Consider the following 21,050-nt stretch of genomic DNA (forward strand, 5'->3'; position numbering starts at 1 on the left):
TGGTTTCCTGAAATAGCTTTTAGGGAAAAGTACCTCTATAACGGATTTTTTAGCTATGATACGAAAGCCTTAACCAATTTTCATTTCCGGGTTTGAGGATGCTGTATTTTAGTCTATATTATTCAGTTTAATGTTCTAGAAATGAGGAGGAAAAACGATGACGAAAGTTTCGTGGTCAAGATTAATGTTCTTTACAATGCTGATCTTTGTATTGGCTTTGGCAGCATGTAGCAATGATGATAATTCAGACGAAGCATCGACTGATGACTCGGATGCTAGAACAGAAGAAAGTGCTGACGAGGGCGAAAATGAAAGTGCTGATGATAGCTCAAATGAAAGTGCAGAAACCGAGCCAAAGGTTACAGAGTTTGACCCGGCATTTCCGGAACAAACAAGAGCACCTGAAGTAGAAACTGAAACAGAGCTTGATGTGGAAGTTGTTGCTGAGGGTCTTGGTGTGTCCTGGGGAATGGAAGAGTTTGATACGAACCGCTTACTCGTGACACAAAGAGATTCAGCTGAACTGCTGATTGTAAACCTTGAAGATGGCTCTGTATCAGATCCAATCGAAGGTACACCAGAAGTAAATAACGAATCTCAAGGTGGGTTGCTTGATGTCACCATTGCACCTGATTTTGATGAATCGAGATACGTATTTATGACGTTTTCTCAAGATATTGAAGGTGGTACGGTAACTGCTGTCGGTAAAGGTGTTTTATCAGAAGATGAAGCCTCGCTTGAAGATTTTGAAGTGATTTTTCAGGCAACACCTGCCTATGATGGTGACTTACACTATGGTGGACGTATTATCTTTGATGAGGATGGCAACCTGTTCTTAACTACTGGGGAGCGTTCAGATGATCCAATTCGCGAACGTGCACAAGACTTAGATGCATACTTGGGTAAAGTCATTCACATCACACAAGACGGGGAACCAGTAGAGTCGAATCCATTTACTGATGATGAAGATGCACTAGATGGTATTTACAGCTACGGTCACCGTAATATTCAGGGCGTGGACTTCAACCCTGAAACAGGAGACCTATGGATTGTTGAATTCGGCCCACAAGCTGGGGATGAACTAAATATTATTGAACCAGGTTCTAACTATGGATGGCCAATTGTTTCTTATGGTATCGAGTACTCTGGTGAATTAATCAATGATGGTATTGCAGAACACGAGGCTCAAGGGTTTGTTGAACCAGTATATTATTGGGATCCAACCAGCGCACCAAGTGGTATGTCATTCTATGACAACGATGCCATTCCTGAGTGGGAGAACAACTTGTTCATCGGTGGTCTACTCCCGAACTATATTGTACGTGTTGTCATTGAAAATGACATCATCGTTGGAGAAGAACGTCTATTAACTGACGAAGGAGAACGTTTCCGTGACATTCTTGTAACTGAGGATGGCGCGCTTATTGCAAGCACTGATGGCGGTACGGTTTATAAGATTACTGCAGCAGGTGAAGGTAACTAAGTTGAATGAGACGACGCTGAATCATTTATGATTCTCTAAAAGCACCAGCCTTATGTCGATGTCATTTTAAGGCGCTTAACAATTTCAGAGAAGCAGGCAATCCTGGATTTCCGGGGTTGCCTGCTTCTTTTTTACTGACAGAACTCCCTGTCCTAACCATGTTTATGGATATTTACACTTTTAAATAACTATCTAGCACTGCCCCGTAAAGTGCTTTATTTACTCACTGCTGCCTCATGATTTAGAGCAAACTAATGCAACGTATGCCCGATATTGTCTTGAGTACCGGTTAGGGGTGGTGGAGGATCGGCATGTGCCAGATGGTGGGGTGCCTGAATTTTAATGATTCCAATACAAAAACTCCATAACACTTGATTTCCATTCTCCATCCCTATTGAATATAATAAGAGTAAGATGATTACATTATTAAAAACGAGGTGATTTCTATGCGAACCATATCATTAAGTGAGATCGATCAAAATATTGAGAAAAACCGAAAAAAAGCAAATGCTGTAATCAGATCTACTTCAAATGGTCACAGAAAAAAATCACGTACAAGAACACCTGGAGAAGTAAAGGCTCTGAATGAAATTTCAATTGCACGCTGGCAAAGGGCGATTGAAGTAAAGAAAATTATTAAAACTGGTAAAAGGTCGATGTATTATGACTACCGTTGACGATCTGAAACAGGCACTCGTTGAATTGGCTGATAAACCAATGTTTGAACGGCAGCTTGAATTTGCTGCTCTGTTGACGGATTACTTTATGCATCAAGGGATCCAACCAATTGTTGTAGGCGGACTGGCAGTAGAGATCTATACACGGAACGATTACCATACTCATGATATTGACTTTGTCAGTGACGGATGGCATCTGTTTAACGACCTGTTGATGAATCAGCTGGGGTTTGAGCGGAGTGAGAGAGAGTGGTATCACACAGATGCTGAAATTGCGACCCGGGTTCCTTCTAACCATCTTGAAGGAGATCCAGACAAAGTATATGAAATCACACTGCCTAATCAAAAAAAGCTATATGTCATCAGCATTGAGGATATCATCATCCATCGCCTTGAAGGTATTGCGTTTACATTGGTTTATCCGAAAGATGACGAAGACTATGAATGGGCCTATCGAATGTTTCTGATTCATAAAGGTGACCTGGATCAGGATTACCTTACTTCAAAAGCAAAAGAAGTGAAGGTTTATACATTAATTGAAGACTGGTTTTGAAAAAGCGCAGCTCCTTAGTAAACTGGAGCTGCGCTTCTTTTTATTCTCTATTCTCAAGACTCCCTGTCCTTAAAACAATTATGAATATTTAGATATACAAATAACTATCCAATACATTGAAAGCAAAGTGCTTTCATCACTCACTTCTGACTTTCTCTTATGCAATTGACTTGAATTGTCAGAATCGTTTTTAGGACAGGGAGGTTTCCACTGGATGGTTTTAAAGAAGCGAAGCCCTCAAGTTTGATTGGACTTCGCTTCCCTTATGCACCCATACAACACTTCTTATACTTCTTCCCGCTCCCGCACGGACAAGGATCGTTTCTACCCGGTGATTTCTCTACTTTGACCGGTTGACCTTTAAAGATAATTGGCTCAGGCAGCGGTTGATTGGGTCTGATTGCTTCTTTTTTATATTCTTCCCTTTGCGGATGTGGTTGTTCTATCACTTCTGTTAAATAGTATAAAGATTCCTTCAGTGACAGCAGGCCCTCATCGTATCCCTCCTCAATCAATTGCTCGATGTGAGGGATTGCTTTGACTGAAAGCTGGGTGCACAGTGCGTCTGCGTAAAAGGTTTTTGATGTGATTCTGGTATCAGAGCCAAGCAGTCTGATCAATGCGTCTTCCGTTTCAGCTACATGAATTCTGGATAGAATCAGAGATGCTGAGTAAAAATAGTCATCTTTTGGCGCATGCTTTTCAATTTCACTTATTACTTTTGGGTCGTTCATTTTAATTAGTGCCCATTCAATTTCGTGAATGCTGAGATCGTCTTGTGGACATACCAGAATCAGATGGCACAATTTTTCAATAAAAGCGCTCAACCCAAACTCCCCTGCCATATAGACGGCGTACACATCTCTAAAGACCAGCATACCATCATCTGGTTCTGCTTTTTCAAGCTGTTCGAATACGGTTTCCGCTGTGACAACTTCCAGCTCAATTAACCGTTGCACATATTTTTTTCCACACGCAAAAAGTTCTGAATTCATCTGATCTTCTTCAAGGTCCTCAATGATTTTCTCAAATTCCACTTTTACCTCATCAGCATTCATACTCATTAATTGTTCAGCCTGATTTAAAATGGACTTCGGCACAAGCCCGTTCAGCTTATCCTTAACTTGATATAGCTGATAGGTTGGTAAGTTTATCAATGCAGCTGAATAATGAAATTTAAACTCTTTGTTCTTTTCTGATCGGCACCGTCTCACCAAATCTTCAACTTCCTCATCAGACATCGGCAACTCGCTGATTACAGGCAGCAGATAAAACGGATCCTTGCCCCTCATCTGATCAATCTCCTGCATCACAGCGGTATAGGTCCCCACCTCAGCAAGATCCTTCATGATAAGCGTCTCCAGCGCAAAACGCTTCACAGCATGATCCTCATGATGCAACGCTTTATAAAATTGCTCTTTCATTTTATCCATACGACCACTCCTCTTGCATGAATGTCCTTTTTATTAGAATGTAACACTTACATACTTAAAATGAAATGTTTGCCGAGGTGATTTGCGAAGGATGAGTGATTGATTCAAATGTCTGATCACCCTTCACCTTCCTCCTACAGCCAATCCAACCCTTCCATCTCCTTCATCCGCTCTACTTTCTTCACTTTGACCGGCAGCTCATCAAGGATTGGTTTGAGGTAGTGCCAGTCTTTTGTTGCGACTGTGAGCTGTTGTGGCAGCGCGCCTTTCTTTTTTAACGCATCCCAGAGTGCTGATTGGATCAGCAGCGGTTTGTATCCTTCAGCATAGGTCGCGATATGATTAAGCTGTTTTGTCTGATGGTCATAGACAAATACATTCATCGGATAAAACGGGCGCTTGCCGTGTGCTGTCTGGACGGCTTCACGACTGTATAGACAACCGAGTGACAGGTGTTGATCGCTTTTCGGATACTGCTTGAGCTTGTCCATTTCATCCGGCAGAATCATATTCAGCACTGGTGCATGTTTTGCATACATCCGCTCAATTTCAGCCACCTGCACGCCTCTGTCTTCATCTTCCACCCAATCTCCGGCTACTTTCAGATAAATCACCCCACTGTTAAATGGGTGGACGATGTTTAAACCATTTTTCACTTTTTCTGTTACGGTCAAAATCTCCTCGATCAGATCTGTCAGCACTGCGTATTCATCAACATCGAGAAACCATGGGTAGTATCCCGGGTGGAAGCTTAGAAAGGACGGCCATTTCTTTTTACCGCGAAAACCAATACCGCTTTCTTTAATCAGACGGTAATCCTCATCTTCAAGTTCTGTTCTGTCGTTAAACGTGGCAAGCATCCCGCGCTGGTTATATTGAAGATAGTCAGCATCCCCGCTGAGCATGGCTTTGATTGAGAACCACCCGTCCCGGCCTTCATAAAGGGCAATTCCCTTTTCAATGCCGGCACTGCCCATGACAGATGCAAAATACAAGCTGTGACCATAGTCAATTGCAAATATCTGATCGTCATCGAGATAGGTCCACGGTGCCGCCTGATCGAGCTTTTTCATTGCCTGCATCAGTTCTGTCAGACTTTCAGGATCATTTTCTGTTTCAAAAAGCGCATCCCCACTGTACGTATGGTTCAGCCTTTCGAAATAAGACTCAATTCCCTTTTCAAAGTATGTATTGATCTCATTCATCATGTCTGTGTTATTCAGCCGTTCTGTGTCATTGACCTGCCATCTTGAATCCTCTTCAGGCGGTGTACGCATTGCTTTTACACAATAAGGAGTCTGGATCCCCTCTTTTTCAGGGTATACCTTTTCGACGACAATTTCATGCTCCCAGTAATCACCGAAATCATACACATACAGTGCCCGGTCCTTAGGCTGAATCAGCCAGTCGCCGACGATTGCTTCCTGCTCAGATACCGACTCATCCATTGTCAAAAAGAAATCCTCTGTTTCTTCCATCTCAATTAATGTCCGTTCCGTCCTGCCTCCTGACCGCCTCACATCAAAATTGTGCAAATGTGACTCAGTCCAGCCGAACGCAACCTGCAGGATTTTGTGAAATTCGTAAAAAGTCATCCCATCATCAATTCTTAACCGCCGCCAGACAGGACGCTCTTCACCAAGCAGTGTGACTTTTACTTCCAGTATCATGTGCTCTCCTCCTTCGAAGTCATAACGAAGCGCAGGGTCTGACCCTGCACTTCGCTCTTTCGGTGTTAATTAGAAGTGTACATGAAAGAGGGGAGATTGACATTTATTTTAAATGAAGGATGGGGCTGATCGAATCTGCTTTTGATCGATAAGTGATGTAATTAATGAAGGTGTTGAAGAAAATCTGAGAGGCGTTCATATGCGGACGCTGGGTCAATTGTGGCAGGGGGAGGTTGGTTTTGCTTTCCGTGCGCGACCCAGTTTCGGTACCGGTAGACTTGTTTGACCATCCCAGCTATATGCGGTTCGGTTTCGGATTTGAAGGCATCGATGATTTCTTCAAATCTGTCTCTTTCTGCCCGCCTGATGAGGTATGCGCTTATTTTATGGGTCTCAATCTGTTTGTGAATAAGATCAGCTATATAATTATGCATATGCTGTTCGAATACTGATATGAGAGAGACAATTGTAAGGTCATTTAATTCGTTCATGGATTTGTCCAGGAGTTCAGATGCTTCAGGAATGCTCCTTGCTACAAATTCACTTTGCTGAGGAATATACTCAGGGTAATCCCTCAGCATTCTCTTCGTAATCATTTGACTATCAACCAAAATTGAGTACCAGCTCATGATGTTATCCAATTCCTTGGTCATGAAATGATCTCCATAACCATTTCCAGAAATGCACGCTTATCAAATTTTTTATAGGCACCGCCCTGGCCTTCTTTCCGGTAGATCCATCCACGATCTTTGTGATCTAAAACAATGTATCTCGAAAATTCGCCAAAAACATCTATCCTGCCAGTCGCACCCACTACTAGTCTCGCAATCGGTGTAACATTTACAGTGGTCTTTCCGACTCTCATTTTAAGTGAAGATACAGCGTACGCTCCCAACTCTTCTTCCGTTAATTTGACCTGAGTCTTTTCTATCTTGACTAGTCCCTTTTGACGCTCATCTTCCACCCAGCCGGATAGCTCTTCCATAAAATCCTCAACAGTTTGTATCCATTCAGATTTCACTTGTTCCCATTGGATTTCTTTTGCTTTGCTCATTTCATTTTTCTCTCTAAGAAACTCCGAAAACTCCGACATAACTTTTCACTCCTTTCAATTTATGTTCTGTTTTAGTATATAACAATATGCGGCAGAGTGAATCTGATTCTTCCAGAAAATTTCATATAAAATGTTCATCCGGTTTATCCATTATATAGCTAGATTTGTTTCCGTTCCCCACGCCAATCATGTATAATATTCTCAATCTTCAAAAAAGGAGTGATCCCCATCAACAATGAAATCTACAGTATCAGCTTAACCGGCCTCAAAGGTCATGTAGTCCGAATTGAAGCATCAGTCAGGACAGACAAGGCTCAATGCATTATTGTCGGCCTGCCGGATGCGTCTTTGAAGGAGTCGAAGGAGCGAATCTTAGGCGCGCTGCATGTTCTTGGCAAGGACGTTGAGATGAAGAAAATTACGGTTCATCTTTCTCCTGCCGATATGAAAAAGCAGGGTACGGCATTTGATATGGCGATGCTGATCGCTGTGCTGCAGGAGATGGAGAAAGTCCCGCTGAAAATCCCTGATCGCACCTGTTTCCTCGCTGCTTTAACCCTCTCAGGCGAATTCACCACATTCCACAACATGATCACCTCAATCCACCAGGCAGTTCTTCTCGGTTTTACCCGCATTTATATCCCACCAATTGATTTAACCTTTTTTAAAAATATCCAGAACGTAGAGTTTATAAGAATTCCTGATATTGAGTCGCTGCTTCAGCATTTAAAAGGGAAACGCTCATTGTTTGAGAGTGATTTAACACTATTAATGTCTGAATCCCCTAAAATTGAACCGGCTGAAGTCCCGCACGTATGCTTTTCTGCGATCAGAGGGCATGAGGAAGCGAAAAGTGCGATGATACTCGCGGCAGCTGGCGGTCATCACTTGCTGATGAGCGGTCCGCCTGGTTGCGGAAAGAGCCTGCTTTCAAATGCGCTTCATACCATTCTGCCTGACCTGACGCATGATGAAGTGCTTGAAGTGTACAGCATTTATCAGCTGGCAAGACAGCAGCGCGGGACCACTATCAGGCCTCCCTTCCGCAGTCCGCATCACTCTTCTTCTGAAGGGGCCATTGTTGGCGGTGGCCGTTATCCAAGACCCGGTGAGATGTCACTTGCTCATCGTGGTGTGCTGTTTCTGGATGAACTTGGTCACTTCCAAAAGCGGGTGATTGATACGCTCAGGCAGCCGCTTGAAATGGGGGTTGCGACTGTCAACAGGGTCGAGGGTTCTGATCAGTTCCCCGCTTCTATTAATTTGATCGCTGCGACAAATCCCTGTCCTTGCGGTTATTATGGATCCAATGAAAAATACTGTACGTGCAGTGATAAAGTCAGGCTTAGGTATATGCAGAAGATTACGGGTCCGATTATTGACAGGGTGGATTTTGTGCTGGAGATGAAAAGTCAGGGGATTTTATCTGAGACGACGGCTGAAACGTCTGTTGAGCTGAGAGAAAAGGTTACGGGTGCCAGACAAAGGCAGCGAGCGAGGTATAGTGCCAATTATACAAACGCCATTGTGCCTGTAAAGCTGTTTGAAGAAAAGACGTTTTTCACTGCTTATCAAATGAAGCGCGTTCAGGAAGTCAGTTTTACTGAAAAATTAAGCAGCCGCTCGACAATGAAAATTTTAAGACTTGCGCAGACAATTGCCGATTTACATCATGATGGAAAAGTGACAAATGAATGCATTGAAGAAGCGCTGAGCTGGAAAATCAGAGCGGCTCAGGTTCATCAGTCGCTGATGAGGTAACTTGATGACTGAAAAAAGGAATTTCAGGCAGAATGCTTATTATCATGTGATCATGCGCGGAAACAATCGCCGGTTTATTTTCAGAACGAAAGAAGACATGGTCGAGCTGGAGCGGGCGCTGATGCACGCCTATCTTAAATACCCATTTAAATTACTTGCTTATTGCTTTATGACGAATCATTACCACCTGCTGATCCGCGCTGAGAAAGATCCGCTCAGTAAGATTATGGCGATTGTGAATCGGCGTTATAGTGATTCGTACTCCAGTCGGTACGGTCATATCGGACGGATTTATCAAAAGCGGTATTTCGCGAAAGAAGTTGACGGTCCGCTCGGGCTATTAACAGTAAGCAGTTATATTCACCGGAATCCGATTGAGACGATGGTTCCGATGGTTGCTGAGCTAGCGGATTTTCCTTACAGTTCCTATCCGCTTTATGTTAATGACACCCTCCCCGCTCCACCTTATTTAGACAGGTCCATCATGAAAGAGCTACTCCCGCACGGCTTTGATAAAACGAATGCTGAATACGCGCGGTATTGTCTGGAGTATCGCGTGAATGTTGAGGAGGATCGGCATGTGCCGGATGATGGGGTGCCGGAGATGTAGCTAGCTTAAAAAATGAACAATCGTTGTCAGCATCATCTTTTCTGATTATAATAATATTAATAATTATAATTATATATTCGATTGAAAGGTGATGAAGAACATTGAGTGGACATTCGACCTCTAATCATGAAAAACGCCATACTAGAAAGCTTAGTCAGATCGGCAACAGTTTATCCGCTGTGATACCGAAAGAGATAGTAGATGAAATGCAGGTAAGTAAAGGTGATGAAATGGAAATCTATTATGATGATGAAAGAGGAGAGATTGTTATGAAAAAAGCAAACCGTTCCGTTCCTAACGGCATTCGTCCTGATGTACTTAAATCCATGAATCGGGCAATTACAAAGTATGATCAGGCACTGCGAAATTTAAGAGACCGGTAATGAATGCAGAGGAGTGACGCATATTGTCTGTAAACTATTTATCCGCTGAAGAGATTTTATTTATTCATTTTACAATGATGGACTTTTATGATGACAGTGACCAGGCAGGTGTAAAAAATCAGGATCGCTTTGAGGGAATGGTACAAAGACCAAAGACAGAACTCTTTGGTAAAGAGACTTTTCCTGGCGTGATTGAAAAAGGCTGTTGTTATTATCACTCCATTGCCAGAGGCGGTCATATATTTCAAAACGGCAATAAAAGAACGGCACTTACTGTATTTGAAACATTTTTAAATATAAATGGACTGGAACTGACCTGGAGCAACCAGGAGGCTGAGGACTTTACTGTGTATGTCGCAAATGATGAGAAATTCAAGGATAATGACTGTATCCATTATCTGAAACAAGAAGTCGAACCATTTATTCGGCCCTTGGATGAGTCGCTATAGTCTAATTGGTTCCATGTACAATAAAAGGATATGTATAGCTTTAAAAACGAAGCTCCTGAATAATCCAGAGCTTCGTTTTTTCTATAAACAACAACGGTATATCAGCACTTTTCCCAGCAAAAAATCTTTTCAGCTTCAGTGGATCTCTTCATGGCAAGCGTGGATCAGATTGATGTCATCACCGGATCAAAGTGATGACAGTGCTAGATCAGTCAAGTAGCTGGGAACGAAGTACAATATCATATGTAATTTAATTTGACCAAATCATGACGTCACATATTGTCCCAAGCTTGACGGTGATCCTGTCATGATTTTTATACATCTCTGAAACCGCAAATACTCCTTTAATGGTACTTCTATTCACAATGTCATAGTGGAAGGTATTTTTTATTCCTCTCCATGGTGGTGATTCGGTGACAGCAAATTTGTTGAGAGCCGGACAGAAAAAACAGCAACCATAAAAATTACTCTCTCCTCACTCAAAACTCCCTACTCTCTCCTCACTCAAAATTGACTTGAATTGTCAGAATCGTTTTTAGGACAGGGAGAGTTCACTTTTATTCCTCTCCATGGTGGTGATTCGGTGACAGCAAATTTGTTGGGAGCCGGACAGAAAAAACAGCAATCACAAAATTACTCTGTCCTCAAAACTCCCTGTCCTGAACACATTTATGAATATTTACACTCACAAATAACTATCCAACATAACCACACTAAGGTGCTTTCACCACTCACTTCTGACTTTCACTTATGCAATTGACTTGAATTGTCGGAATAGTGTTTAGGACAGGGAGATTTTTTTTAAGACTCCTTTAATGGTATTTATGACTACAGCCAAGGGATAGATCCAGTTTTGCCATCTTTTTGACCCACCAATGACATCCATTTGATCCACCGTTGCCATACGAGATCCACATAAAGATAAAAAAATAGAGTACAAGCAGATTTAATAGAAAACAGCCATGGAAACACAATGGCTGTTTTGTTTATATTAATCTATTTTAGCTTCATTCCCTGCAACCTGTCTTTAAGTATAACTACAGCCTCAAACACAAGGAAATCGATATCAATATCTTCTTTGAAAAACTCCCTGTCCTGAACACATTTATGAATATTTACACTTACAAATAATTATCCAATATTGAAAGTTTAAAGTGTTTTCATCACTCACTTTTGACTTTCACTTATGCAATTGACTTGAATTGTCATAATCGTGTTTAGGACAGGGAGCTGTTTTAAGAGTATAAAAAGTGGTATTAAGCAGAATTATAAAGCGTTAGAGAAACTAAGTAAGAACTAGTTGATTCTAACAACAAGTGTTAAGGACAGAGAGGTTTTTCCTAGACTTCATTTCCTTTATCCGCCCCTATTGAATATAATAAGAATAAGATGGTGACATGATTAAAAAAGGTGATTTTATGCGAACGATATCATTAAGTGGAAAATATTGAGAAAAACCCAAAAAAGCAAATGCTCTGATCAGATCTATTTCAAATGACCGCAGAAAAAATCACGTACGAGAACACTCGGAGAAGTAAAAGCGCTGAATGAAATTTCTATTGCTCGCTGGAAAAATGCTGTTGAAGAAAAGAAGATTATCAAAATGGTAAGAGGGCGATGTAATATGACTATCGTTAATGATCTGAAGCAGGCGCTGGTTGATCTGCTTCAAAGCCAAAGTTTTAAAGACAGTTTGAATTCGCATCGCTGCTGACTGAATACTTTATGCATCAGGTGATCCAACCAATTGTTATCGGGGCACTGGCAGTAGAGATCTTTTCAATACAAGGAGGTTTTAATATTGGCGCAAAACGAAATGAATGTGCACCTGCCGAATGAAATGATCAGTATTCTGAAAAAAAGTGGAAACGGTAAAAATCTTGATGATAAAGTACGTCTATCATTGGCTATCGCCATGTTTGTTGAAAAGACGGTCACATTAGAACGGGCAGCTGAACTTGCAGGCAATTCCTTAGCTAATTTTATAGATATTTTACGGGCAAAAGGCATTCCATGGATGGAATATACAAATGAGCATTTAGCTGATGACGATCTGGCTATGCAAAAATACTTGGATAGCACTAAAAAGAGTGAGTAGAATTATCACAAATACAAGCCCGGTTATCGCGTTGTCTATGATTAAAAAACTTTACTTGCTTTGGGAGTTGTTTGAAGATGTCTATGTGCCGATGGCTGTAATCAAAGAACTAACGGAGAGCCCAAATGAACTTGACCATGGGAGGCAGGAAATACTAAATGGGATTCAGACAGGAAAAATCATTCCATATTCCGTTCAAGATGAAATGATGGTTCAAAGTATGTACGGCAAATTACACAAAGGAGAACTAGAGACGATTATTGGTGGAATAGAGTTGAAAATAGAATTTGTTCTAATTGATGAAGTCGCTGCAAGAAATATGGCAAAGAATTTTTTCCTCACTCCTATTGGAACACTCGGCATCCTGCGTTTAGCTAAGGCACAAAAGAAAATAGAAATAAATGGTTAAACCATATATCGACCTTCTAATCGATAGGAATTATCGTATCGGAAAATCACTGTACGAGCAAGTGTTAAGATTGGAAAAAGAATGGGAATCGGATTGACCTATTATACAACAGGATGGTCCTCTTTAACTTTGCGGCCTCTTTTTAAATGTTTTGGCCGCTCGATGCAGCGTAAGCTTAACATAAATACAACCGCCCTTGATTAGTCTTTACTGATCAGGGGCGGTTGCATGTTAATTGAGCAAAATTGTAAAATCTAATCGAGCAAAAATTGTCAACTTTATTCTAGCGTTATAATTGGATCTCTTCATGGCAAACGTAGATCAGATTGATGTATCGCCGGATCAGAGTGATGGCAGCGTAAGATGAATCAAAAAGCTGAATACGTAGTACAATATCATATGCTAGTTAATTTGACCAAATCATGACGGCACATATTGTCCTAAAATTGACGGTAATCCTGTCATGACTTTTATACATTTCTGAAAGCAAAAGACTCCTTTAATGGTTCTAATATTCACAGTGTCATAGTGGAAGGTATTTTTTATTAGCCTACATGATCGTGATTCAGTGACAGCAAATTTGGTGAAAGCTGGACAAAAAACAAGCAACCATGAAAATTACTCTCTCCTCAAAACTCCCTGTCCTGAAAACATTTATGAATATTTACACTTACAAATAACTATACAATCAATTCCTCGCAAAGTGCTTTCATCACTCACTTTTGACTTTCACTTATGCAATTGACTTGAATTGTCAGAATTGTGTTTAGGACAGGGAGGATTCACTAAGATACTCCGCGTGGTTCATCCTCCCACCCTCTAACCGCTCAACATATCCATTTCCTTCTCTATCTATGTATAACCAATCAACCACTTTTATTGTAAAATCACAATATACATAAGAGAGTCACCACTTATTTCCGCTTCTTATCTTTACGCTTTGAAATGAAATAAAATTGAACTCTTTTTTTACTAATCAGCGCTTAGAATTATTTAGCACGTTTCAACAGAAAATTCAGTTTATTAATAGGGGTATGAACTTTCAGCTGCTTGCCTTCTGCAAACTCATTTGTTAATGTTTTCCTTGTATAGACGCTGGCCTTGGCCTTCAGCACATGCTCAGTAAATACCCACATGTTATCAGGATCATTGGGTACATGTGTTGGGATTACAGTGAGACAAGTCACTGGATCTAACATAAATAAAATAGCCATTATGTTGTTTGCATGGCTGTTTTCAATTAAATATTATTGTACTCTATTCATTTTGTTTCCCCATTTTGTTTCCCCATTTTGGTTTCCCTGTCCTGAACACATTTATGAATATTTACACTTACAAATAACTATTCAATCTAATAAACACAAAGTGCTTTCATCACTCACTTCTGACTTTCACTTATTCAATTGACTTAAATTGTCAGAATTATTTTTAAGACAGGGAAGTTTTTTTAATAGTGTTTAGGACAGGGAAGGCTTATTAACACTAAGACTTGCCTTTCGAATTAAAACATACCTAATAATTTCAGTAAGGATTGCAGTAATTACCGCACCATAAATACCTATAAACGGAATTAATGTGATGTTTATTAATATACTTACAATGGCTGCAATTGTACTACTTGTAGCAATTGATTTTGTCTTTTTAACATAAAATAACTTGGCAACTGGTATAAAGTAAAAACCCCTAATAATTTGTCCAATTAATAAGAAAGGAATGAATATTAGAGCTCCTTGAAACTCATTTGATGTAAATAAATAAATTGCTATCATTGCAACTGGAATAGATATAGATCCAAAAATTATAATTATCCGAGAGAAAATCTTTAATAACTTATCTCCCTCTATGTCCTTGTTCTCCTTACGCAATCTAGTATATCTAGGCACTAATGCGTTGTTAACACTAGTATAAAATAGTGAGAGTACAAGAGAAACTTGAACTGCTAAAGCATAAAGACCGATCTCATCAAGACTAACAAATTTCTCTAAAATAACACGATCGGATGAGCTAATAATCCAGCCACTTGCTACATGAGGTAATAATGGAATACTAAATATTAAGCTTTGCTTTACAAATGAAATATTTAAAGACCAAGTTAAAGATTTACGTTGCATCAAGAACGTAATTATTACAATAACAAAAGTAACAATCAAATGAGCTATTAACGCACTTTCCGCTCCTAAACCTTTTACAATAATTAAATAGGCTGACAACGACATTATACTAACTGCTTTTATCAAATTAATAATAACAAATAAGCCAGCTTTTTCTTGTGCTCTAAACAAGGCCATAGGTAATGTAGATAGAGCCGATACCCAAGCTATTCCTATTAAATAATAATAGTAAGGATCTACAGGAATGTTCTGAAATAATAAGCTACCAATAGATTCTTTGAATAAAATTAATATGACTGAAAGCACCAAAGAAAAAATAAGAGTAAATATATATATTGATCCTAAATATTCTTTTTGTTTTTGGGGATTATCTAAAAAATCATAATAAAATCTGGTTACAGCTCCATGTAGTGAGAGTAATAAAAATAGTTGTAGCATTCCCACTAAGGTTTGAACTGTAGTCATAACTCCATACTCTGATGGAGATAAATAGTTCGTATATATTGGCAGCATAATTAAACCTACCAATGGAGTAAGCATAGCACCAACGGTATACAAAATTGAGTTTTTAAAGAATTTATTAGAAAGTATATTTTTTACTTGTCTCATTTATTTACATCCTAAAAAGAAACTAATTACTCTTCGCATAACAGCATCTCTGCAATTTTGAAGTCTAGGGATTCATCAATATCTATAGACTTTCTTTTAGACATGATAAAAGCATAACTATTAGCTTTAAATATATTTTTTTCATTAACTATTAAATCGTATTCAGCGATATAAATCGCACCGTTCAATCGATAGTAAACAGGTAAAGCTTGTCTTTGATTACCTAACAAATCATCATTTAAAAAACTTCTGAGTGATAAATCTTCTGGCAATGTGTTTGACCATAAAGGGGAATGTTCAGTTTCACAAACTGAAACTACAGAGTCTGCATTCCGTTCCTCCATCAACTGATAAGCATTAATAATATCATTATAATCACGCAAAGGTGAAGTTGGTTGAAGTAAGCATAATGTATTAAAATACTGGTCATTTTTTTTATAGTAAGATAACACGTCACGAACAACGTCCCATGAAGATGCCTGGTCTGAAGAAAGTTCCTCATTTCTTAAATAAGGAACTTTTGCTCCATACTGTTTTGCAATTTCAGCGTATTCAGATGAATCAGTTGTGACCATTACTTCATCAAAGACATTACTCTTTAATGCAGCTTCAATCGTATAAGCTATTAGAGGCTTTTCATTCAAAAGCTTAATATTTTTATGTTTTAAACCCTTTGATCCACTTCTGGCTGGAATTATTGCAATATGCCTCAACTTTTACATCTCCAAGTCAAAAAAAGTTTTTTTCAGGTTAATCTCATCGTTAATCAAAAATTTAAGGAGTACCTTAGCAATTTTTTCAGACGTATCACCATTGCCATAGGGATTTACAGCGTTCATTGCTTTTTCTTTAAATGAGTCACTAGCTGCTAATGCTATTGCCTTATTTATAGACTCATTCTCTGCTTTACAATTAATCACACTATTTGCCTGCAGACGACCTTTTTGACGGTCTCCGATATTAATAGTAGGCACACCAAAACTTGGCGCTTCGATTAAACCACTTGATGAATTTCCTATTACCATTGAGCAATTTTGCAGTGCACTTAAATATCTTCTTAATCCCAATGAAGTAAAAGCAACTGCATGGGAATTATTAGAGCAGTAAGAATCTATCAACTTGTTAATAACCCTTCCATTCGCATCAGCATTAGCCTTTGTAAAGATGAATTTCATATCAGGATAATTTTTAATAGCAGATAATAAAGATTTCATTTGAATTTCAGACTGATTATCTTCTAAAGTTACTGGGTGAAATGTTACTAATGCATATGGAGCATCTAAATTAAAACCAATCGAACTTTCTAATTCTTTTTTTGTTAGCAAAGATTCACTTAGAATGTTTTCTACACCAAGGGCACCTACACAATGAATTCTATCTGGGTGTTCTCCTAATTGGATCACTCGATTACGATAGAGATCTGTGCTTGTAAAATGCAGATAGCTGACTTTCGTTATTGCATGTCGAATAGATTCATCTACCGCACCTTCTGTTGTTTCTCCCCCATAAAGATGAGCAATCGGGATTCGTTGATTCATAGCAGCAAGGCATACTGCTAGCGTTTCATAGCGATCGCCCAGAACAATCAACATATCCGGCTGGCTTCTTTGAAAATAATCTGCAAACCCAATCATGGATAATCCCATAGATTTAGAGATCGCAGCAGGTGTATCTGCACTAACCAACATATCTATTTTTTCATCGATTTGAAAACCATCTTGTTCAATTTCTTTATAAGTAAGACCGAATTCAGGAGAAAGATGAGCTCCTGTTACAACAATTTGTACTTCGAATTCAGTCATTTCTTTCAGCTTCTTTATCAAAGGTTTTAATAAACCGTACTCTGCTCTGGTAGCAGTCAGTATACTAATTTTTTTTACCATTCAATCAACTCGTCCTCTTCATAATTACGGTTTGCTTTTTCGCCGATAATATCAAACCATTTCATAGGGCTAACACCCGAACCAGGACGTTTTACAGTAAGGTTCTCTTCTGTAAATATCTCTCCTTTTCGTATCGAATGATTAGCTACTATGCTTTTCCTGGCAATTTTCATGTTCTTTTCTTCTGATGAAGCAGGTTTTTTTTCAGAGTTTCCAATCGCAACTTCTACATTTCTGATTGAAGATACCATTTCTTTCAGTTCACTAGGCTCTAGACTTGCTTTATGATCAGGGCCTTCCATAGAACGATCCAAAGTAAAGTGCTTTTCGATAACTGTTGCACCCATTGCTACAGCTGCAATCGGTATTTCAATACCTTTTGTATGATCAGAATAACCAACTGGAACTTGAAATTCTTTTTCGATTGTTTTCATCGCTGCAAGATTAACTTCTTCATATGGTGCAGGATACTCTGTGGTACAATGCAAAACTGTTATTGGACCAGCCCCGTTTTCTTTTAAAGCATGAAGAGCAGCCTGAATATCATCCATCGTACTCATGCCGGTAGATAAAATAACTGGCTTATTTAATTTAGCAATCTTAACAAGATAAGGTAGGTTTGTAATGTCTCCTGAAGGTATTTTCCAAGTGCTCATACCTAGTTCATCTAAAAAATCAATGCTATCAAAGTCAAAACCTGTAGATAAAAATTCAATCTCTTTTTCTTTACAATATTCGTTTAGCTCATGGAAATCCTGAAAAGATAACTCCAGTTTACTAAGCATTTCATATTGACTTTCTTTTTTCTTTGTATTTTTTTCCTGATATTCTGCTTGGGAAGCACTTTTTGTTGTGATATTTTTTGTAACAAATGTTTGAAATTTTATACAGTCGGCTCCCGCTTCTTTGGCTTTATCAACTAATTTCTTCGCCAATTCAAGACTTCCGTTATGATTGACACCTGCTTCTGCAATAATGTATGTACTCATTAAGTTTAACGCTCCTTACAAGGGTTTCCATAGGCGAGTGCGTTTGATTTGATAGAAGAAACTACTACACTACCCATCCCAATAGTTGTATTAGATCCAATTGTTAACTGCTCACGAACAACACTTGCGGCACCGACATGCGTTGTTTCTCCCACTTTGACACCCCCACATAGGGTCGCACCGGGGGCGATATGAGTAAAGTCTTCTAAGTGACAGTCATGTTCAACGACAGATGAAGTGTTCACAATACTTCCATTGCCAATAAATGAATTTGAATTTACTACAGCTTTTTTACCGATAAAAACGCCTTTCCCTATATTAGAAAAAGAGCTCACTGTTGATTGCGGATCAATGATACAGGGAAATCGAAATCCCATTCGTTCTAGTTTTTCACTTATTTGTTTACGAACTCTATTATTACCAATTGTAACGAATGCATCACTATAACCCGCTTCTAATAGACCAGGAATGTCTTCATCTGCCCCTGTAACTTTGAGTGATAAAATTTTATTACCAACAGACTCTTTCTTATCTATGATTGCAATTTCATCATAAATTCCTAAAGTCAAAAGAGAGTCTAATACTGAATGACAATGGCCTCCTCCACCTACTATGAGGATTTTATTAGTCATTCTTTTCAAGTCTTTCTCTCATTTTTTCCATTTCTTCAATTTGGCCCATATCCATCCAAGCATGCTCGCTAATTGGAAACACGCCAATTTTCTTCCCTTTAGATTGGTAATGTTCTATTATATCCGGAAAACCAATTGCCTTATTCTCTTCCATTTCTTCAATGACTGTATGGTCTACAACATACATCCCTGTATTGGTGAAGAAAGATAATTCAGGCTTCTCTTTCATAGCTTCAATTTCACCTGTTTCACTGATGTCTATAACACCATATGGAATCTTTACATTTTTTAAAGAACAGACCATCGTAATAAAGTTATTCTCTTTTTTATGATATTCATATATTTTTTCATAATCTTCTTCAATCAAAATATCACAATTTGTGAGAATAAAAGTTGAGTTAATCTTTCCTTTTAATAAACTAATTCCACCACCAGTTCCCAGGGGCTGGTCTTCATCAGCATAATGAACTTCATAGGATTTATTAATTTCATTAAAATAAGCTTTAATCATATTTTTTTTGTGATTAACAATTAAGTGAAACTGCTTGCTTCCAAATTCATTAAACCGATTAATTATGTGTTCAACAATTGGAATTTCTCCAATTGGAATTAAAGGCTTTGGCAGAATTTTAGTGTATGGATAAAGCCTCGTCCCGAAGCCGCCAGCCATAACGACAACTGGAATATCCAGCTCTTTTGGGACTTGCACTCTTTCTTCATTCCATAGAGAGACCGCCACTATTTCATGACCGTCGTTTACAATTGGAAGAGCCTCTATTGAATGTTGCTTCATAAAATTCCTAGCTGAATGCTTATCTTTTTCATGAAGAAATTTAGGGGAGTAGTTAGCAATATCCTTCACTTTAGCTTCAAGGCTTCCTTTTTTAAGTATCCACCTTCTAATATCACCATCAGTAATTGCTCCAACAAATCGCTCTTCACTTATGACGAAAAGAACCTTTTTCGCTACAGCATCAAGTTGAGCCATTGCTTCAAGCATTGTTTTATTTTCTTCAATTAGAAACGATTTTACATCCAACATTCTCACCCCTATAAAACTTTCGTTAATTTGTTGTATACTCTTCTAATTTCGCTAACACTTGATCCACGTCACTGTGTGAAAGATTTGAACTACATGGAATGTTAATAATTCTTTTTAAGTAATATGGCGCTTTTTCAATTTTATAAGACTGATTCATTTTATAAGGCTTTTGTTCATGGATTAAATCCCAGATAGGTCGTGCCTGAATACTTCCATCCCCTAAGAAGCGAATGAGGTCACGTCGATCATATTTAATTTCATCCTCGATTTCTAAAGCATAAAACCAATGATTAGAACGAATATTGGGATCAAAATTCAACAGTGAAAGTCCAGGCAGTGGTTCCAGTCCTTGCTTATAACGCTGGAAATTATCCGATTTAGTTTGAATAAATTCTTCAAGTTTCTCCAATTGGGCGAGACCTAGTGCAGCCTGCAAGTTAGTCATCCGGTAATTATAACCAATTTCATCATGAGTATAAAACAGTTCATCACTTTTAGCCTGAGTTGTAAGATGCTTTGATTGTCTAATGATCTCTTCATCATTAGATACCATCATTCCACCGCCACCAGTCGTCATGATCTTATTACCATTAAAAGAATAAACACCAACTGTTCCTATTGTTCCGGCATACTGACCTTTATAAAGCCCTTCAGTATAATATGAACCAAGCGCTTCAGTCGCATCTTCGATTACTACAAGGTTATATGTTTCGGCTAACTTCTGAATTTTTTCCATATCACACATATTCCCAAAAACATGTACCACTATTAAAGCTTTGATGTGTTTGCCGGTCTGATTGTTAATGAGTTTTCCATCAACAAAACGACATTCATTCTCACAAAACTGTTTAATCTTTTCGGGATCAATACAAAGGGAATCGTCGCAATCCATAAATATTGGTTCCGCTCCAATGTACTTGACTGGATTAACTGCAGCTATGAACGTTAGTGTGGGAACAATTACTTCATCCTGATTCGTCACACCACAAACCTGTAAAGCAATATGGAGGCCGGATGTACCATTTTGACAAGATACAGCACCTTTAACTTTTACGTATTCAGCAATCTTTTGTTCAAATTCATCGATATAAGCTCCACCTGTTGAAACCCACTCCGTCTGAACGGCGTGGGTCACATATTTCAACTCATTTCCTTTTAAATTTGGAACTGAGAGAGGAATAAATTTTTGAGTCACTGTAGGTTT

20 protein-coding genes are annotated in these 21,050 nt (G+C 38.8%); 9 read left to right on the plus strand and 11 right to left on the minus strand.

All coding sequences use genetic code 11. From position 1 onward, the window contains the following. Window positions 1-157: 157 nt before the first annotated feature. The 3 genes from LG330_RS14905 (at window position 158) to LG330_RS14915 (ending at window position 2,713) form a co-directional block, all read left to right on the plus strand. Entirely contained in the window at window positions 158-1,483 is a 1,326-nt protein-coding gene (locus LG330_RS14905; RefSeq protein ID WP_404405166.1) for a PQQ-dependent sugar dehydrogenase, read from the plus strand. A gap of 446 nt (window positions 1,484-1,929) precedes the next feature. Continuing rightward, window positions 1,930-2,160, plus strand: coding sequence for a hypothetical protein (locus LG330_RS14910; RefSeq protein ID WP_404405168.1), 231 nt, complete (start codon window positions 1,930-1,932; stop codon window positions 2,158-2,160). Further along, window positions 2,147-2,713 (plus strand): hypothetical protein, encoded by a 567-nt coding sequence (locus LG330_RS14915; protein WP_404405170.1) that lies wholly within the window; start codon window positions 2,147-2,149, stop codon window positions 2,711-2,713. The genes LG330_RS14910 and LG330_RS14915 overlap by 14 nt, the downstream gene beginning before the upstream one ends. 263 nt (window positions 2,714-2,976) lie before the next feature. Here the strand turns inward: LG330_RS14915 and LG330_RS14920 are convergent, their stop codons facing one another. From LG330_RS14920 to LG330_RS14935, 4 genes are all read right to left on the minus strand, one after another. After that, complete coding sequence (locus LG330_RS14920) at window positions 2,977-4,146, minus strand: SEC-C metal-binding domain-containing protein (protein ID WP_404405172.1); 1,170 nt, start codon at window positions 4,144-4,146, stop codon at window positions 2,977-2,979. 134 nt (window positions 4,147-4,280) lie between these two features. Then, on the minus strand, window positions 4,281-5,816 hold the full coding sequence (locus LG330_RS14925; protein WP_404405174.1) for a plasmid pRiA4b ORF-3 family protein: 1,536 nt from the start codon (window positions 5,814-5,816) through the stop codon (window positions 4,281-4,283). A gap of 161 nt (window positions 5,817-5,977) precedes the next feature. Beyond that, window positions 5,978-6,469 (minus strand): hypothetical protein, encoded by a 492-nt coding sequence (locus LG330_RS14930; protein ID WP_404405176.1) that lies wholly within the window; start codon window positions 6,467-6,469, stop codon window positions 5,978-5,980. Continuing rightward, a complete protein-coding gene (locus LG330_RS14935) occupies window positions 6,466-6,909 on the minus strand; it encodes a hypothetical protein (protein ID WP_404405178.1) in 444 nt (147 codons plus the stop codon). The genes LG330_RS14930 and LG330_RS14935 overlap by 4 nt, the downstream gene beginning before the upstream one ends. A 180-nt stretch (window positions 6,910-7,089) precedes the next feature. Between LG330_RS14935 and LG330_RS14940 the strand changes: the two genes are divergently transcribed. From LG330_RS14940 to LG330_RS14965, 6 genes are all read left to right on the plus strand, one after another. Continuing rightward, a complete protein-coding gene (locus tag LG330_RS14940; protein ID WP_404405180.1) occupies window positions 7,090-8,631 on the plus strand; it encodes a YifB family Mg chelatase-like AAA ATPase in 1,542 nt (513 codons plus the stop codon). 4 nt (window positions 8,632-8,635) lie between these two features. Further along, window positions 8,636-9,241: a transposase gene (locus LG330_RS14945; RefSeq protein WP_404405182.1), complete on the plus strand. Its 606-nt coding sequence runs from the start codon at window positions 8,636-8,638 to the stop codon at window positions 9,239-9,241. A gap of 101 nt (window positions 9,242-9,342) precedes the next feature. Continuing rightward, window positions 9,343-9,624, plus strand: a complete 282-nt coding sequence (locus LG330_RS14950) for an AbrB/MazE/SpoVT family DNA-binding domain-containing protein (RefSeq protein ID WP_404405184.1) — start codon at window positions 9,343-9,345, stop codon at window positions 9,622-9,624. Between the two features lie 23 nt (window positions 9,625-9,647). Next, on the plus strand, window positions 9,648-10,073 hold the full coding sequence (locus tag LG330_RS14955; RefSeq protein ID WP_404405186.1) for a type II toxin-antitoxin system death-on-curing family toxin: 426 nt from the start codon (window positions 9,648-9,650) through the stop codon (window positions 10,071-10,073). Between the two features lie 1,801 nt (window positions 10,074-11,874). Continuing rightward, window positions 11,875-12,171, plus strand: a complete 297-nt coding sequence (locus LG330_RS14960) for a UPF0175 family protein (protein WP_404405188.1) — start codon at window positions 11,875-11,877, stop codon at window positions 12,169-12,171. Continuing rightward, complete coding sequence (locus tag LG330_RS14965; protein WP_404405190.1) at window positions 12,119-12,580, plus strand: DUF3368 domain-containing protein; 462 nt, start codon at window positions 12,119-12,121, stop codon at window positions 12,578-12,580. The genes LG330_RS14960 and LG330_RS14965 overlap by 53 nt, the downstream gene beginning before the upstream one ends. A 1,457-nt stretch (window positions 12,581-14,037) precedes the next feature. On the opposite strand, the gene LG330_RS14970 is transcribed toward LG330_RS14965, so the two are convergent. Genes LG330_RS14970 through LG330_RS15000 form a run of 7 tightly spaced genes read right to left on the minus strand, consistent with a single transcriptional unit; the run spans window position 14,038 to window position 21,041 of the window. Next, a complete protein-coding gene (locus LG330_RS14970; protein WP_404405192.1) occupies window positions 14,038-15,300 on the minus strand; it encodes a lipopolysaccharide biosynthesis protein in 1,263 nt (420 codons plus the stop codon). A 26-nt stretch (window positions 15,301-15,326) separates the two neighbouring features. Continuing rightward, window positions 15,327-16,013, minus strand: a complete 687-nt coding sequence (locus LG330_RS14975; protein ID WP_404405194.1) for a cytidylyltransferase domain-containing protein — start codon at window positions 16,011-16,013, stop codon at window positions 15,327-15,329. 3 nt (window positions 16,014-16,016) lie between these two features. Further along, window positions 16,017-17,183 carry a UDP-N-acetylglucosamine 2-epimerase gene (gene neuC, locus LG330_RS14980; protein WP_404405196.1) on the minus strand — a complete coding sequence of 389 codons (1,167 nt, stop codon included), beginning with the start codon at window positions 17,181-17,183 and terminating at the stop codon, window positions 16,017-16,019. Continuing rightward, window positions 17,177-18,172, minus strand: coding sequence for an N-acetylneuraminate synthase (gene neuB, locus LG330_RS14985; RefSeq protein WP_404405199.1), 996 nt, complete (start codon window positions 18,170-18,172; stop codon window positions 17,177-17,179). Before neuB ends, neuC begins: the two co-directional genes overlap by 7 nt. A 5-nt stretch (window positions 18,173-18,177) precedes the next feature. Beyond that, complete coding sequence (locus tag LG330_RS14990; RefSeq protein WP_404409631.1) at window positions 18,178-18,804, minus strand: acetyltransferase; 627 nt, start codon at window positions 18,802-18,804, stop codon at window positions 18,178-18,180. Further along, window positions 18,797-19,846: a nucleotidyltransferase family protein gene (locus tag LG330_RS14995; RefSeq protein ID WP_404405201.1), complete on the minus strand. Its 1,050-nt coding sequence runs from the start codon at window positions 19,844-19,846 to the stop codon at window positions 18,797-18,799. Before LG330_RS14995 ends, LG330_RS14990 begins: the two co-directional genes overlap by 8 nt. Window positions 19,847-19,868: 22 nt before the next feature. After that, the gene (locus tag LG330_RS15000) at window positions 19,869-21,041 is read right to left on the minus strand and encodes a LegC family aminotransferase (protein ID WP_404405203.1); all 1,173 of its coding nucleotides are present in this window, start codon (window positions 21,039-21,041) and stop codon (window positions 19,869-19,871) included. Between the last annotated feature and the right edge of the window lie 9 nt (window positions 21,042-21,050).

This window comes from Jeotgalibacillus malaysiensis (genome assembly GCF_044789845.1).
GTDB lineage: Bacteria > Bacillota > Bacilli > Bacillales > Jeotgalibacillaceae > Jeotgalibacillus > Jeotgalibacillus malaysiensis_A.

What these genes read in the sequence shown, in the direction of transcription:
- LG330_RS14905 (WP_404405166.1), top strand. Translation starts at nt 158, where the DNA reads ATGACGAAAGTTTCGTGGTCAAGATTAATGTTCTTTACAATGCTGATC.
- LG330_RS14910 (WP_404405168.1), top strand. Translation starts at nt 1,930, where the DNA reads ATGCGAACCATATCATTAAGTGAGATCGATCAAAATATTGAGAAAAAC.
- LG330_RS14915 (WP_404405170.1), top strand. Translation starts at nt 2,147, where the DNA reads ATGACTACCGTTGACGATCTGAAACAGGCACTCGTTGAATTGGCTGAT.
- LG330_RS14920 (WP_404405172.1), bottom strand. Translation starts at nt 4,146, where the DNA reads ATGGATAAAATGAAAGAGCAATTTTATAAAGCGTTGCATCATGAGGAT.
- LG330_RS14925 (WP_404405174.1), bottom strand. Translation starts at nt 5,816, where the DNA reads ATGATACTGGAAGTAAAAGTCACACTGCTTGGTGAAGAGCGTCCTGTC.
- LG330_RS14930 (WP_404405176.1), bottom strand. Translation starts at nt 6,469, where the DNA reads ATGACCAAGGAATTGGATAACATCATGAGCTGGTACTCAATTTTGGTT.
- LG330_RS14935 (WP_404405178.1), bottom strand. Translation starts at nt 6,909, where the DNA reads ATGTCGGAGTTTTCGGAGTTTCTTAGAGAGAAAAATGAAATGAGCAAA.
- LG330_RS14945 (WP_404405182.1), top strand. Translation starts at nt 8,636, where the DNA reads ATGACTGAAAAAAGGAATTTCAGGCAGAATGCTTATTATCATGTGATC.
- LG330_RS14965 (WP_404405190.1), top strand. Translation starts at nt 12,119, where the DNA reads ATGACGATCTGGCTATGCAAAAATACTTGGATAGCACTAAAAAGAGTG.
- LG330_RS14970 (WP_404405192.1), bottom strand. Translation starts at nt 15,300, where the DNA reads ATGAGACAAGTAAAAAATATACTTTCTAATAAATTCTTTAAAAACTCA.
- neuC (WP_404405196.1), bottom strand. Translation starts at nt 17,183, where the DNA reads ATGGTAAAAAAAATTAGTATACTGACTGCTACCAGAGCAGAGTACGGT.
- neuB (WP_404405199.1), bottom strand. Translation starts at nt 18,172, where the DNA reads ATGAGTACATACATTATTGCAGAAGCAGGTGTCAATCATAACGGAAGT.
- LG330_RS14990 (WP_404409631.1), bottom strand. Translation starts at nt 18,804, where the DNA reads ATGACTAATAAAATCCTCATAGTAGGTGGAGGAGGCCATTGTCATTCA.
- LG330_RS14995 (WP_404405201.1), bottom strand. Translation starts at nt 19,846, where the DNA reads ATGTTGGATGTAAAATCGTTTCTAATTGAAGAAAATAAAACAATGCTT.